Source organism: Methanosarcina sp. UBA411 (genome assembly GCF_002495725.1).
Classification (GTDB): domain Archaea; phylum Halobacteriota; class Methanosarcinia; order Methanosarcinales; family Methanosarcinaceae; genus Methanosarcina.
In genome coordinates this window covers 275096-290487 of sequence record NZ_DAGK01000012.1, presented here as the reverse complement: position 1 = coordinate 290487, position 15392 = coordinate 275096, and the positions used below count along the sequence as shown (strand labels likewise).

General features: G+C 38.8%; 11 protein-coding genes and 1 tRNA gene. 4 read left to right on the top strand and 8 right to left on the bottom strand.

Going from position 1 to position 15392, the window contains the following annotated elements; translation table 11 throughout:
• Positions 1-88 precede the first annotated feature (88 nt).
• The gene (locus BP861_RS05055; protein ID WP_292373167.1) at positions 89-265 is read left to right on the top strand and encodes a hypothetical protein; all 177 of its coding nucleotides are present in this window, start codon (positions 89-91) and stop codon (positions 263-265) included.
• A gap of 180 nt (positions 266-445) precedes the next feature.
• On the opposite strand, the gene BP861_RS05050 is transcribed toward BP861_RS05055, so the two are convergent.
• The gene (locus tag BP861_RS05050; protein WP_292373165.1) at positions 446-1255 is read right to left on the bottom strand and encodes an HD domain-containing protein; all 810 of its coding nucleotides are present in this window, start codon (positions 1253-1255) and stop codon (positions 446-448) included.
• Between the two features lie 437 nt (positions 1256-1692).
• On the opposite strand from BP861_RS05050, the gene BP861_RS05045 reads away from it, so the two are divergent.
• Positions 1693-5082 carry a tetratricopeptide repeat protein gene (locus BP861_RS05045; RefSeq protein WP_292373163.1) on the top strand — a complete coding sequence of 1130 codons (3390 nt, stop codon included), beginning with the start codon at positions 1693-1695 and terminating at the stop codon, positions 5080-5082.
• Positions 5083-5389: 307 nt separating this feature from the next.
• Positions 5390-6700: a tRNA uracil 4-sulfurtransferase ThiI gene (gene thiI / locus BP861_RS05040; RefSeq protein WP_292373161.1), complete on the top strand. Its 1311-nt coding sequence runs from the start codon at positions 5390-5392 to the stop codon at positions 6698-6700.
• A 101-nt stretch (positions 6701-6801) separates the two neighbouring features.
• Here the strand turns inward: thiI and BP861_RS05035 are convergent, their stop codons facing one another.
• The 4 genes from BP861_RS05035 to BP861_RS05020 form a co-directional block, all read right to left on the bottom strand.
• Positions 6802-7191, bottom strand: a complete 390-nt coding sequence (locus BP861_RS05035) for a response regulator (RefSeq protein WP_292373299.1) — start codon at positions 7189-7191, stop codon at positions 6802-6804.
• A 956-nt stretch (positions 7192-8147) separates the two neighbouring features.
• Complete coding sequence (locus tag BP861_RS05030) at positions 8148-8564, bottom strand: response regulator (protein WP_292373159.1); 417 nt, start codon at positions 8562-8564, stop codon at positions 8148-8150.
• Positions 8565-8602: 38 nt separating this feature from the next.
• Positions 8603-11635, bottom strand: coding sequence for a PAS domain-containing protein (locus BP861_RS05025; protein ID WP_292373157.1), 3033 nt, complete (start codon positions 11633-11635; stop codon positions 8603-8605).
• Positions 11636-12754: 1119 nt separating this feature from the next.
• Positions 12755-13900: a pentapeptide repeat-containing protein gene (locus tag BP861_RS05020; RefSeq protein WP_292373155.1), complete on the bottom strand. Its 1146-nt coding sequence runs from the start codon at positions 13898-13900 to the stop codon at positions 12755-12757.
• A gap of 304 nt (positions 13901-14204) precedes the next feature.
• Here BP861_RS05020 and BP861_RS05015 point away from each other — a divergent pair, with 304 nt between their 5' ends.
• Positions 14205-14387, top strand: coding sequence for a metallophosphoesterase (locus tag BP861_RS05015; protein ID WP_292373153.1), 183 nt, complete (start codon positions 14205-14207; stop codon positions 14385-14387).
• A gap of 153 nt (positions 14388-14540) precedes the next feature.
• Here BP861_RS05015 and BP861_RS05010 read toward each other — a convergent pair.
• The 3 genes from BP861_RS05010 to BP861_RS05000 form a co-directional block, all read right to left on the bottom strand.
• A tRNA-Ala gene (locus tag BP861_RS05010) sits at positions 14541-14612 on the bottom strand.
• Positions 14613-14676: 64 nt separating this feature from the next.
• Positions 14677-14946, bottom strand: coding sequence for an elongation factor 1-beta (locus BP861_RS05005; RefSeq protein WP_292373152.1), 270 nt, complete (start codon positions 14944-14946; stop codon positions 14677-14679).
• Between the two features lie 87 nt (positions 14947-15033).
• A complete protein-coding gene (locus BP861_RS05000) occupies positions 15034-15204 on the bottom strand; it encodes a zinc finger domain-containing protein (protein WP_292373150.1) in 171 nt (56 codons plus the stop codon).
• Between the last annotated feature and the right edge of the window lie 188 nt (positions 15205-15392).

The window sequence follows — 15392 nt, the reverse complement described above, 5'->3', positions numbered from 1 at the left end:
TATTGGACTAATTGAACAGGAAGTTTACGTGAAAATATAAATTAAGGCAAATGTGTTTCTATATCATGAACGCAGGGATGATTTTAATATGACAGAGGAAAAAGATCAAGATAGAGCAGAGATGATGAAAAAGGATCAAAATATAAAGGAAGAAATTAAGGAGGATTCCCTGGAATCAATGCTTGAAGAACAGTCAAGAAACCAAATTCGTTCGGATTATCGACGTAGTCTGGGCGGTGAAAACCGTAGAAGATATATGGATTGAATTCCGCGGTGAATTTAAACGGGATGAATTCCTGAGTAGATTTCTCTTTCCTAAATAACTATATTTGAAACTTTTATATGTTTTCCTTCTTTTTGTCTCAGTTAATCTAATTTTTGTTTAATGTTTCGGTATACCTAATCCTTACTCTTTCGAGCTTATTGGCTTATCTGGCACTTGTTTTTACGTTTTTATTTCTGGCCTGGTTTCAATTGAATTCTTTAAATAGCTCTTAAGATGTCTGCGTACGATCTGCACTTCTTCGGTTTCGGGCATTGAGTCGAGAATTGTCTCGAGATAGCCACACTCTTTGAGAAGGGAAAAAGCCTCAGGAAAACTAATGTCAAAAACCCAGCTCAGGCGAAGGAGTTTTATATCATTTCTGTTTTTTGTATCTGCAAGCTTTACCATCCTGTTATTCAGGATATCCGCAACTATATTTCTCGAAAAGCCGGGCGTATCTGGCATATTGAATTCGAGAGCTGGGTTCCTGAGTTCTTCCTCTTTCTGGTAATCTTCGCTTATAAACTTCAGGATGTCCAACTTATCAGCATCCCGGATCAATTTTAAATAAAAAAGGAATTCCCTGCTGATTTCTGTGCATTCGGGGACTTCCATGCGATTATGATATTCCACGGCTTTCAGGATTAGAACTTTCTCTCTTGGTGGTAGACGGGAAAGAATTCCAGTATTTTCCAGGATTTTTATCCCAAGCAGGGCGTGATTTTCAGATTCTGAGTCTTTGAACGTCCTATATTTCATAAACTGCTCAAAACGACCCAAATCATGAAATAAAGCTATTACTTCAGCGAGCCTGCAACCTTTCTCCCCTACATTTTCCGCTTTAGCAAGTAAAAGGATGTTCTCACAAACTCTTGCCGTATGTTCGATTTTCAGATTAATGTTTTCTTGGATAAAAGCTTCAGGAGAAGAGAATCGGTCTACATAATCCAGAAACCATTTTTTGAAGAAATCAAGATCTTCCTTCTTCATATTTTGCAATAGGAGTTTAAATGTAAATATTTTTTCATATTTACGGGACTCTAAGGTTATACTTTAATTATTAATCTTATTTTTTATCATTAATTCTATTTTACTGTTTAAACGTTTTTATTTTTCTATTTATTATTTCTATAACAATAATATACTGTTGCGTTAAATATAATTACAATCCTGGGGTTCTTTTTAAACTGCATAAATTTTATATGTAAGAACTCCTAAATTTAAGTTAAAATGAATAAGATTGACTCTTCAAACTATTTAAATTACTTATTGGGGGAGCAAAAAGATTTTATCTAGTTACTTTTATTCTTTAATTATTCGCACTTATGCAGTTACAGAAGCAGTACAGAATAGTGAATGTAATGATAGTAGTTGACTCTCTATGAAATGTTTCAATAAGAACTCATTAGAATAAACCGGGGTATTTAATGAGCTCAGTTAATAAAAATAATTTGATTGTTGGTTCTTTTATTCTCCTTGCTTTGATGTTATATTTCTTTTCAGGTTTTTTACCTATAGCAGGAGCTATTACAGGTCAGGAACTGGTTGTAGAAAATAATGAAAAGACTGAAATTAATGAAAAGACTGAAGTCACTCCTGATCTCTCTGAAATAATGGCACAGTGCCCAGCTTCTGTAGAAGGCCTGATTGATAAGGGAAATACGTTATACTCTCTTAAAGAGTATGAACTTTCTATAACTTGCTATAATGATGCACTTAAGAGTGACAATAATTCCTCATTGGCCTGGTATGGAAAAGGACGTTCTCTGGCCGAATTGGGAAATAACGACGAAGCAATTAACTGTTATGAGACGGCTCTTTCAACTTTTCCTTTTTCTTCCGAAAACTGGTATGATAAGGGTAACAAACAACTTGAGCTAAAAAAATATGTTGAGGCCATCAACTGCTATGACAAAAGTTTTGCTATCGATACCTATCTCTCTACGGTGTGGTACCGAAAAGCTCTTGCTTCTGAGAAGTTGGGACTTGATCAGGAAACCTTGAATTCTTACGAAAAATCTATTGAACTGAATTCCAATTCATCCAGTTCTCTGCAGATGCAGGGAATGGCTTACATCGGACTTGATCAATATCCTGAGGCACTTGAATGCTTTAACAGGGCTCTTAATATTACTCCTGACAATTCTGAACTCTGGTATCAGAAAGGATTAATTCTTGATAAATCTAGTGATTACGAAAATGCATCAGACTGTTACGACAAAGCAATTTCTTTTAATCCGGATATGGTAGACGCCTGGCATAATAAAGGAATCAACCTTGAGAAAATGGGAATTTATGATGAGGCGCTTACTTGCTACGATTTTGTTCTTCTGTCAGAACCTGAAAATCTTGATGTTTTACAGAGAAAGGGAGTATGCCTTGAAAAGCTTGGGAGAAATGACGAAGCTCTTCAGTGCTATGATGAGGTTCTGGTCTACGATCCTGGCAATTCTGAGGCCTGGTACAATAAAGGCTCTCTGCTTAATAAGATCGGCCAATATGATGCTGCAATAGCGTGCTATGATAAGGCACTTAACCCGGACACAGGGATTCAGGTTGAAGAAATGGTAAATGATTCGCTCGAACAGCTAAACGTTTACGATTCTGAACTTCCATCTTATCCCGACCCTGAATTTAAGTCCCCCACAGTTAAAATCTGGTACGAGAAAGCCCTATCTTTTGATAAGCTTGAGAAATACGAATCTGCAATTGAGTGTTATGATAAAGTTCTTGAAACCGAGCCCGAACATCCTGCCGTCTGGTATATGAAAGGCTTGGATCTTGAGAAACTTGGCAGGTATAAAGAAACGATTGAATGCTACGATCGAGCCCTGAAACTGGATTCCAGCTATGCTAAAGTCTGGTATCAGAAAGGCTTTGACTCTTCAAAAATTAAAGACTACGAAGATGCAGTAGAAAGCTATGATAAAGCTCTCGAGCTTGAAGAAAACTATACCCTTGCTTTGTCTGGTAAGGCTTTTGCCCTGGCGAAGCTTGGAGAATACGAAAGCTCGCTCATATGTTACAACAAAGTCCTTGAGGCTATACCCAGCAGTGCTGATGCCTGGTACAATAAAGGACTTGTTCTTGATGAGCTCGGAAAGCATGAAGAAGCTTCAGATTGCTATAACCAGACTCTCCTGATCGATCCCGGATATTCCTCTGCACTCTTTAAGTTAAACAAAGGACAGGGCTCAACAGAAGTTCCAGTGTCAGAGCGCGTTAAAAATAATGGCGTAGATGCCAATCCTGCTCAGGTGCTTTCTGGGAGTTTTTGGTCCTATCTTCTGAACTATGATTATACAAATTCAGAAGACAGTTCCAAGCCTTCTGAAAATCTGAACTTGTTTAGCTCCGAGATAAGTTACGATGCGGCATGGTATGGGAAAGCCTCAACCTACAATAAACTCGGAATGTACAACGATTCCCTTACCTGTTATGATATGGTACTTGCAATTAATCCTGTACGTGCTGAAGCCTGGTATGAAAAAGGCTCCATACTTGAGAGGTTAGACAAAAGCGAGGAAGCTCTGGAATGCTACAAGAAAGCTTTGGATCTTAATCCACAGTCAAGTACGGCTTTATATGGGATAGCCTCTACTGTAGGTGATCTTGGAAAGCTCGAAGAAGCAGTCAGTTATTATGACCAGGTGCTTGCTATAAACTCCAGCAACTCAGAGGCTCTCTTTGGAAAAGGCCTTGCCCTTTCGAATATGAGCAGATATGATGAGGCAATCTCCTGTTACACTACGCTTCTTAATTCTGAGCCTGAAAACCTTGAAGCTCTTAGAAGCCGGGCTCTTGCTCTGTCTAAGTCCAATAAATCCGATGATGCACTTACAGACTACGATAGAATTATCGAGCTTCAGCCTGACAATTCCCAGGTCTTGGTTGAGAAAGCCTCTTTACTTGAGGAGCTTGGCAGGTATGAGGAAACTGCTGAATGTTATGAGAGAATACTTGAAATCTCACCTGACGACAGGGGGATAATTTACAGACAGGGAAAAGCCCTTGAGAAAAGCAGAGACTTTGAGGGAGCAGTAGGCTGTTACGATAGAATTCTTGAGCTAGATCCGAGTAATGTGGATGCTTACAATAACAAAGGCTTTGCGCTCTACAAGTTGGAAAAGTACCAGCAAGCTATTGACTGTTATAATAAGGCTCTGGAATACAATCCAGACAATGCTACAGCCTGGTATTTCCAGGGCTGTACTTATCTCACAATAAGCAGCAATAAAGCAGCCCTTAATTGTTTCAACAAAACGGTAGAGCTTAAACCTGACTGTATCACAGCTTGGTATAACAAGGGATTCATCCACAATATGATGGGAGAAACTGAAGAAGCAATTATGTGTTATGACAATGCCCTTGCGATCAATCCAAACTTGTCTTCGGCCCTTTACAACAAGCGGTTTGCCCTTTATAGTCTAAAGAAATTAGATGAGGCTGCTGTATGCAAGGAAAGACTCGATGAGGTAGATCCCGGTTTTGTGGATGCTCTGCAGAAAAGAGGAACTAAATTTTTCCTTCCTGAATATTATAATAGCACTCTGAATTACTCCCTGCCTTCAAGATGGTACGGAGGAGAAGAAAATGTATCAGGAAATGTGAGTACAAATATAACTGAGTCAATTGAGTCCTCTCAGTCAGGAACGATAATTGAACCCTATGACCGCCTGGAAAGCAATAGCAGTAACTATACTCTAGATCTTGGCGAGGGGCAGGAAAGCCAGGATTCAGGTTACTGGTATGTTCCCGAACCTGATGAAGGAGGAGCAAATAGTAGTGAAGAATGGAGTATTCCGGAGCCCGACTAAAGCTCAAATTCCACGAAAATTTGAAACTCCGGAAAATTGAAACCCAGGGTCGTTTCCGGTATGCATTTACCTGCATACCGTTAAGATTTGCTTTTATCAGTTTTTTCTGCTACTGCCATGGCTCATCAACTTTTTTCTTCCGAATTGTTAACTTTTTTCATCTATCATTATTTTTATTAATTTTTCTTCTAGCTTATTAACTTTTTATTATTTTTCTTCTTCTGGCTTATTAACTTTCTTACTTTTACAACTAAAATTCTTTATCCGGAAAGTTTTAAACTTCATGCCATCCTAACCGTAAGCATCCATGACAGACAATTCCAGTGAGATCGAGGCAAAGCCTAAAGCTGATGCCAATACCTCGAGAGAAAACAAGCATACACTAGAAGATTATATCGAAAATCAAGGTAACCCTGGTTCCGACCCTTCTTCTTTAAGGCCTGAAATTTCGTCTGATGTAGTTATAGTCCGCTATGGCGAACTTGCTCTTAAAAGTACCGGAGTTCGAAACTGGTATGAAAAAATTCTTATAAAAAATATTGCAGCAATGCTGTATTCGAGAGATATCCCATATTCCCAGATACGGCGGGAATGGGGACGGGTATTTATCGAGAGTACGGATCCTCGTGCGGCTGAAGCCGCTGCTGATGTTTTTGGGATTGTCTCAACTTCCCCTGCATTGACAACTGAGCCTACCCTTGAGAATGCAGCCAGTGTCTGTGCTGCCCTGGCTAAAGACCTAATTTTAGAAGGTGAGTCCTTTGCTGTCAAAGCCAGAAGAAGCGGAAATCATTCCTTTTCTTCGGTGGACATAGGAAGAGCCTGCGGAGATGCAATCTGGAGTGCCCTGGAAAAAGAAGGAAAGCATCCCAGAGTTAACCTGAGCTCTCCTGATAAGGAAGTTTTGGTTGAGATGCGGCAAAATCTGGCTTATGTCTATCTGAAAACATTCAAAGGAGTCGGTGGACTTCCTCTTGGCACCCAGGGTAGTATGGTCGTTTTAATGTCCGGCGGCCTTGACTCTCCAGTTGCAGCCTGGCTTATGATGAAGCGCGGAGTAATGATTATTCCTGTATACTGCAATACTTCCCCATATGCCGAGAATGCTGCAAGAGAAAGAGCTTTTGAATGTATTCGCCAGCTCCAAAAGTGGGCTCCAGGACGTCAGTTTACGACTTATGAGATTCCTCACGGTCCGAACTTGAGATCTTTCATCGATGTCTGCAACCGAAAAAATACCTGTCTTCTCTGCAAACGCATGATGTACCGAGAAGCCTACGAGATCATGAAAAAAGAAGGCGCAAGCGGAATTATTACCGGTTCTTCCCTGGGGCAGGTAGCTTCCCAGACTGCTGCGAATATGTATGCTGAAATCTATCAGTTGGCGATTCCCATTTACCATCCTTTGATCGCATTAGACAAAACTGAAATCATGGATATTGCCCGCAAAATTGGAACCTACGATATCTCCAATAGGCCTGCAGGCAGTTGCACTGCTGTCCCTGAGCGGCCAGAAATCGGAGCAAATTACGACCTTATTGTACTTGAGGAACGAAAAATGGATATTGAAACTATGGTTTTCAATGCTATGAAAGCAGCAAAAGTTCTTAAGCTCTGAAAGAGGTGCTGACTCTTCCTTTCTATTAATTTTTATAATTCTTTACTTTTTATACTTTCAACTTGATTTATATTACTTTTAACCTGGACTCTAAAATCCTCTCAGTTTTTCTTTTTTGCCCGGATTTTAAGAAAAAAAGCCTCTATATTCTTACGGAGGTCTCCCTCTTTGAAAGGTTTCGAAATATATCCCTCCGGATCGGTTAGCTTTGCTCGTTCGAGGGTTTCAAAATCCGTACATGCAGTCAGGTAGATTACAGGTATCCCGAAACGTGATTTAATAATCCGAGCTGCTTCAATCCCATCCATATCTCCTTTTAGCATAATATCCATCAAAATCAGGTCAGGGTTTGTAAGTTCAGCTTCTTTTATCGCCTCTTCTCCTGAAATCGCGGTACCCGGAACTATATACCCCAGATTTTTCAGTTGGGTTTTAATATTCATGGCTACAATCGCCTGGTCTTCAACAACCAGAATTTTTTGTTTATCCATTTTTTCATCCATTTTTACGTTTTTAGAGTCACGTCACTACTTTTTATTTACTTACTATTTTTTTCCAGTAATCTCTAAAATTAAGCATTCATAAATCACATTAGATTTCTCGATCTTTTCCCCTCAACAAAGTAATTACAATAGACTGCAAGTCAGAAAGTCCCGGTAATAAAAACTTATACTCTCCCACTCTCAGGCTTGTATATTTTGACCACCAAAAATCATACATTTATTGTAAGCCCTTTTTATTAATCCTTTTTATTAATTTTACTGCTGCCCATGACTTCTGTCTCACTTGAGTATCATCTTGAGAGGAAGGCCAGATTGCGCTTTGGCATCCGATTTCTTTCTTGGGAAGACGTAGCCCTTTTCATTATACTCAAGAAGGCTGAACTAGGGTCAAGAATAATCGTTTTAATTCACTCAAGTGGACTATTCAGAAACGCAGGTATAGTTTTTTCTTGCCGCCGCTGATATGGATAGTATGGAATATTCTGAAGTTAACATAATATTCGAACTATAGGTCTATTCCAATGCCCGCTCTAGAAAATATATTTTTGAGAATGAGTGCTGGCATACTTCCAGCTTTCAGCGAGTTTCAGTGATTAAAAAACGAAAGTATATAATGTGTTTTCAAAACAAATAAAATTTTTTAAAGAGATTACTTACTTAGATCCAATGTTTTAGATTTCTATCTGGAGATAGACATATCTTGATTCTAAACGTCATATATTTCAATAATAAAGTCCGTTTTTGATGTAAAATCCCATCCTGTCTGATATCAAAATAGTGTCTATTTTTTATTGTGAAAGGACTTTAGAGAATTCTTCCATCAATACCTTATAGTATTTCTCTACTCAATTCCACTTTTTCAGTTTTCATATCTCCTGTGTTCAGTAAGGCTTCCTCTAAGGTTTTCACGGAGACATGACATGTTTAGGTATGTAATGAAAAATTTACTCAGTAGTTTTCTCGCTTTCTTTTTCAGCTTCTTTTTCGGCTCTGTGTTTGTGGAGAGCCATTTCTATATTACTGTGCAGATCCTCTTCCTTAAAAGGTTTTGAGATATATCCTGCAGGCTCTGTAGTTTTTGCCCTCTCCAGAGTTTCGTCGTCAGTATAAGCGGTAAGATATAGTACTGGAATTCGAAGCCGATTTTTAATTTCACGGGCAGCCTCAATTCCGTCCATTTCTCCTTTTAACATAATGTCCATCAAAACAAGATCTGCGTTCGTCAACTCAGCTTTTCTTATGGCTTCCTCTCCTGTGGATGCAGTGCCAGGAACAGTATAACCAAGATTTTTCAGTTTATTTCTAATGTTAAGAGCCACGATATTCTGGTCTTCGACAACCAGAATTTTTGCTTTTTTCATTGTATCTCCCCTTTGATATCGGATATACCTCCGAATAATCAGTCGTTTTCCTTAAACAATATTTTAAAGATAGTCTCTGTACCTTTTTGAAGTTCAATTGTACCCTCCAGTTGTTCAACAAGAATGTTTACAAGTTGTAACCCCAGAGAGCTAGTATTCCTGAAATCAAGATTTTCTGGAAAGCCCAACCCATTGTCCGAAATTACCAGCGAATAGTGACTACTTTTGTTAACTGAGCTCTTAGCATCAATATTATTGGTGCTATTACTTATACTTTTATTCTCACTTTTATTATCTTCATTTCCTTCAGTCCTGCAGAGTTTTATCCGGATTTCTCCTTTTCTACCCTCAGGAAATGCATGTTTCAATGAATTGGAGACTAGCTCATTAACAATTATTCCAAGAGGAACTGCCGTGTCCATTCCGATAAAAATCTCTTCAATATCCAGACACATTCGAATATCCTCTTTCCTGACATTGTATGAGCGGAGAAGATCTACGGTCAGCTTTTGAAGGTATTCCGAGAAATCAAGAGTCTCGTTATTTCTTGACCTGTACAGTTCTTCATGGATTATAGCCATGGTGGAAACTCTGTTCTGGCTTTCATGGAAGGCTTCAAGTACTTCTTTTTCGCTGAACCTCTCGGCTTGGAGCTCCAGCAGGCTGGAAATGACCTGAAGGTTATTTTTTATGCGGTGATGGATTTCTTTTTTACGGATTTCTTCTATTTTCTTCAGAGACTCTTCGGCTTCTTTTTGCTCGGTTATATCGTAAACTGCACCTTGCAGGATTCTTTTCGTACCTGTAAGGTCTGAAACATTCTGCATAACCTCGCGGACCCATTTTATTTTTCCATTCCTGTGTCTTATGCGATATTCGTGCTCTAAAAGTAACAGTGGATCATTCCTCAATCTCTCATTATTATTAAAAAGTTTTTTCCGGTCTTCAGGCAGAGCAACCTGAAGCCAGTTTACTTTTCCGGAGATGAAGTCATCTCCACGGTATCCTGTAATTTCCTCTACATTTCCTTCTACAAGAATGGGTGTAAAATCCAGATTTCCCTGGAAAGCTATTCCCCTAAAGTTCTTCATAAAGGATCTGTACCGCTCTTCACTTATTCTAATTTTTTCAGTTGCTTTCTTTCTATCAGTGATGTCTTTAATAACTCCAAGTACCCTGTATATGTCCCTGCTTTCATCTGTGAGGTAAACGCCGCTGTCTTCCACAGAAAAATAACTTCCGTTCTTTCTCCGGAATCGGTATTCTTCAAGGTATTTTTCCCCGCTCTTCATACATCTTTCATGAGCTTTTACAGCTTTTTCCCTGTCTTCTGGATGGATATTGTCAGCCCAGAGGTCAGGGGTAAAACCCTGGAACTCTTCAAAGCTATATCCTGTGAGCTTCTCAATTGCACCTGCCCAAGAAATGTGATTATTTTTTACATCATAATCATAGATGAGTTGTCCTGTCTGTTCTGCAGCTACTCTGTGCCGTTCCTCATTTCTCTCCAGAATTTCCCTGGCAAGCTTTCTTTCCGTTATATCTTTTATTACTCCAAGAGCTCTGTACGGCTGACCTTTTTCATTTAAAAGGTAAATACTACTGTCTTCAGCGTGGAAGTAGCTTCCGTCCTTTTTCTGGAATCGGTATTCTTCAAGGCATTTTCCTCCAGTTCTCATACAGCTCTTATAGGCTTCACATGCTCTTTCCTGATCTTCTTCATGGATATTTGTTATCCAGTCTCCTACCTCTATTTGTTTGAACTCCTCAGGACTGTAACCTGTAAGCTGCAAGATTGCCCCTGTCCAGTCAATATGCCCGGATTCAAGATCATAATCATATACAAGCTGCCCTGTTTGCTCGACAGCGATCCGATATCTTTCTTCACTTATCCTGAAAGTTTTTTCAGCTGCTTTACGCTGGGTTATATCCAGCATTACACCAACAATTCCGGCCACTTTCCCTGAGCTGTCCTGGTAAGTGGCTTTATGGAAAAGGAAATCTCTCTGCACACCGTCGGCACAGACTACTTGGGTTTCATAATAGTTGCTTCCCCCTTTCCTAATAAGGATCCTGTCACCCTTATGATATATATCTGCAAGCTCTTTTGGAACTCTCTTCTGAAACTCCCGGAAAGATCCCCCTATAACCTCATCTTTGGAAAGCCCCATAATCTGCCTGGCAAAACTCTCATTACAGTTTACGTATACTTCATTCAAATCCCTCTGGAATACAGGGCTTGGAATACTATCAAGCAGGGTTTCAAGAAACCGAACATTGTTCTGAAGCTTGTTCTCAATTTTTCTTCTTTCAATTACTTCATGTACAAGTTTCTCATTTGCTTCAATGTACTCCAGGGTCTTTTTTTCGACGAGCTTTTCAAGCTCCTGCTGATGAATCCTGAGCTTTTCTTCAGCTTGCAGGCGTTCTATGATCTCAGATAACAAAAAAGCGGTAGAGTTCAGGAAGTATATATCATCCTCAGTAAATTCTCTCTTTTCTTGACTGTAAACTTCCATTACCCCGAAAGGCTTATTTGTATTCCCTATTAGGACCGTTACTCCGCTGACTATTCTGTATTGCCTGATAAATTCACTGCATTCAAAGCGGGTTTCGGTTTCTATATCTTCCAGGATAATCGGTCTTCTCAAAACAAGGGTATATTCTGCCTGAGACTTCTCTTTTATGCTAACATTGTTTATGACCCCATTTTCCCATCCATATCCTGCCCTCATGATAAAGGTTCCATCAGGCTTGAGTTCCAGAATTCTGGAAAATTCTATGCCAAGACCCTTAGCAATAAGCAGGGCACTTTCTTCCAGAATCGCCTGAAAGTCTTTGCATATTAAGGATACTCTGTATAAGTTTTTCAAAGATAGGTATTGTTTTTTCTTTTCACGAAGCTTTTCTTCGGTAAGAACCCCGAAACTAATGCCATATCCCTCAAGGTTTACATACTCCTTTTCCGGAAAAGGATAAAGTACTGCAGTATACTTTGTTTTTCCTGTTTGAATTTCGAGATTTTTCGGACCTTTCTGTGTGAGGACTGTTTTAATATCATGTCTTAACAACTGAGGAACCTTTTCTCCTTCTTTTATCCCCCAGTATTCGAGAAGAGCATCAGCTGCCTTGTTAGCACAGAGAATTGTTCCTTCTCTTCCTAATCTCAGGAAAACGTTGGGGATTTTTGGAGAAAACTCCTCTGCGATTTTTCCTTTACGTGTTTCTCCTATTTCTTCGGTTTTCTCAGGTAAATCACTATTTTTAATAGTTCCCAGTCCCCTATTTATCTTAAATTACAAATTTACCAATATACAAAAAATGCACATTGCCTTCTCAAAGTCTAAGATTTAAAAATATTTTTTGAGGGCTTTACCCATTTCTCCATTCTTTATTCCTTTGGCTTTATGCTTCCGGATTATTTCGATTTAAATATGTACGTTGATCTATATGCATCCTCTATTTAATAAGTATATGATCTCTGTCAGGATTTTTTAAAGTTTCCCTCTCTATTTAAAATTAGATGGATTAAAGCAGTTTATGAGGGAAAACTAACTTTATGAATATCTATCAGAATTCCTATCAATTTAGAGTTATCTATCAATTTACTTCGAATTTCTCAACCTGCAGGAAGGTATCTTTTATTTTAAGATGTCTTTATTTTAGTGACTGATTCAGTAGAACAAAGATAGCGTTCATTTTATTTCAGTCGAGTATCCCGTAGCTGCAGAGCGGAATATGCCAGTGAAATTTTAATTCACTTCTATTCCTTTTATCTATTTATTGCTTTCAAGCATCTCTTTGCTTTTCTAATAGAATAATTCCTGTAGCTTGTACTAATTTCAACATTACAATTCTTAGTAAGTCATAAGCCACGTAAAATGGAATATGATCAATAGTTATCCAGTGATAATAATCAATAGTTATCCAGTGATAGTTTCTTTCTTAAAGAACGTTGAAAATAAGTAAAATCTTTGTTAAAGATACAGGTTTAGAATTTTACCGGGTCTGGGATTTAACTTTTCTTGACTTTTAAATTACTCTGTGGCTATTTTTCTCAAACATCATATAAAAAGTCAATAATGAAATGTTAAAAGGTACAGTATGTCTATAATATCAAGTACCTGTTAAATTGCGAATATCCACATTGTAAATATTTTCTCGTGTGATGAACCTTTTTATATAGGCTCTTAATCAGATGCTTCAAAAAGGGCAGGATACTTCTCTTTTAATTTTATGAAAAGCTTTTCATCTAATTTTGCATTATAAAGTGTTTTCACTTTAGAAAGCTGCTCAAGTGATAAATGCTGAGCTCCTTCTAGATTTGCCTCCTTAAGTTTAGTTCCCTGAAGATTAGCCTTTCTAAAATTAGCTCTTTGGAGGTCAGCTCCATTAAAGTTAGCTCCATTGAGGTTAGCCCTTTGAAGGTTAGCATCCTCAAGTTTAGCTTTTATAAGGTTTGCTTCTTGAAGGTCAGCTCCTTTAAGGTTAGCTCTTTGAAGTTTGGCCTTTATAAGTTTAGCTTTCATAAGTTTAGCTTCTTGAAGGTCAGCTTTTTTAATTTTTGCCTCTTCAAGGTTAGTCTCCTCAAGTTTGGCTTTTATAAGGTTAGCTTCTTTAAGTTTAGCCTTCTCAAGGTTAGCCTTACCAAGGTCAGCCCCTTCAAGGTTAGCTTCTCTAAGATCAGTTCTTTGGAGATTAGCTTCTTGAAGATTAGCTCCTTGCAGTTCGGCTCCTTGGAGATTAGCTTCTTCAAGATCAGCTCCTTGCAGTTCGGCTTCTTGGAGATTAGCCCTTTTAAGATCCGCTTTTTTAAGTTTAGTCTCTTTAAGATTAGCTCCCTGAAGATTAGCCTTTTCAAGGTCAGCTCCTTGCAGTTCAGCTCCTTGAAGATTAGCTTCTTGAAGATTGGCCTCTTGAAGATCAGCTCCATTAGATATAGCCCCTTGAAGGTTAGCTCTTTCAAGATTTGCTTCTATAAGGTCAGTTCTTTGGAGGTTTGCTTCTTGAAGGTTAGCCTCTTGAAGGTCAGTCCCTTGCAGTTCGGCACCTTGAAGGTCAGCCCCTTGAAGGTTAGCCTCTTGAAGGTCAGCTCCACAAAGTGTAGCCACTTGAAGTTTAGCTCCTTGAAGATTAGCCTTCTCAAGATTAGCTCCTTGAAGGTCGGTTACTTGGAGGTTAGCTTTTCCAAGGTTAGCTCCTTTAAAATTGGCTTCTTTAAGGTTAGAACCTATAAGATTTGCCTTTTCAAGATTAGCTTCTATAAAGTCGGCTCCTTCAAACTTAGTTTTTATCAGGTTGGCTCCTCTAAGATCTTTTTTCTCTTTGTCGTCCATTTACAATCAATCAGATTTAGACTTTAATAAACATTGCTATCTTACAATTAACTTGTTTTCCCAACTCGTTTTTCCTTAAATTATTTTGAACTTTGGGCACTTTGGCGAAGTCACTGTGGTAGGATTTGATTCTTCCCAGCCGAAGCTTGAAGAAGGGAACATAGAAAGGGAAAATTACGGCTAGATAGAGAGTATTCTCTTATTAGATAGCTTCAAAGTTTTTGCCCTGCACCATCACCTTATTTCAATTCCCAGGACTGGTAGGGGATAATTACTTGTAGACACGGGAGATATCCTGAAACTCTTGGACCGCGCAGGTATGAACCTTGTGCTCTGCGGGCACTGGCATATCCCTTGGGTCTGGAGATTAAACAACATGCTTGTCATCAGTGCGGTAACTGTCTGCTCTTCCAAAGTTCGTGGGAAAATGTCTCAGTGTTACAATTTGATTGAGATTGATAAGCCAGAATCCGATTGCATTCACTGACATCTGCAAGTTTACAGAGTCTTTTCATCCGGAGAAAAATAGATGGTTATAAACTGTACAATTTAATATTTAGAATCTGACATGCTAAAGAAATAGCGGATGCTTGAGTAACAGATCTAGCTCGTGAGTTTAGGGCTATTAAATGCTTTTAAATGGACTCGGCGGGATTCGAACCCGCGGCCTTTACGTTGCGAACGTAACGATCTTCCCCTGATCTACGAGCCCTTTTAAAGAAAGGAGAATATGAAATTATAGTTTTCCGGACGCATTGTCCGGATCTCTTCTCCTCTTAAATACGATAGGCTTCTATAACCTGGACGTTTTCAACGCCGGGAATTTTTGTGAAGGCTTCTTCTACAGCTTCAGTTCCGCCTTCCTCATCATTAACGATTAATGTCACAATCAGAGCTTTCAAGCCAAAAGCAATAGGCTCTTCAACAATATCTCCATGAAGTTCTGCTCCTGCTGGAATTACATTCTTGAGCTTCTCTTTCAGCTCTGCAAGGTCAGTATCAACGCTCTCTGGCATAATTTTAATTTTTGCTGCAACGTCACCCATTGTGATTCCTCTTTATATTTTTATTTATCTTTTAAATCGAATTAAGGTACATTTGGCATATTAAATATAATTCGGGTTTTGCCTGAATCAGGGTGCTTGGAACCCGCACTTAGGGCAGGTGTATACATTACCCTGCTGTCTGCAGCTTGAACATCTTCCAATTTCTGATCCGCACTTTGGACAGGGGAACTTTACATAACCCTTTTCCACAAGGCGAATTCCGCATGAAGTACAGTACTCAACTTTTTGTGCTGACATTTTTTCTCTCCTTAATAGTTACTTCAAATAGTATTTTGTAATAGTTGCCGATGAATCAGGCGCCTTCCTTAAGCATCGAGCCTCTGCTTCTCTGGGCACCTTTGTTAACGTTAGCAGATTTAATGAACTGAATTTAATTAATGCTTTTGGACACCTTTGCTTCTGCCCTAGTCATATACGATATACGA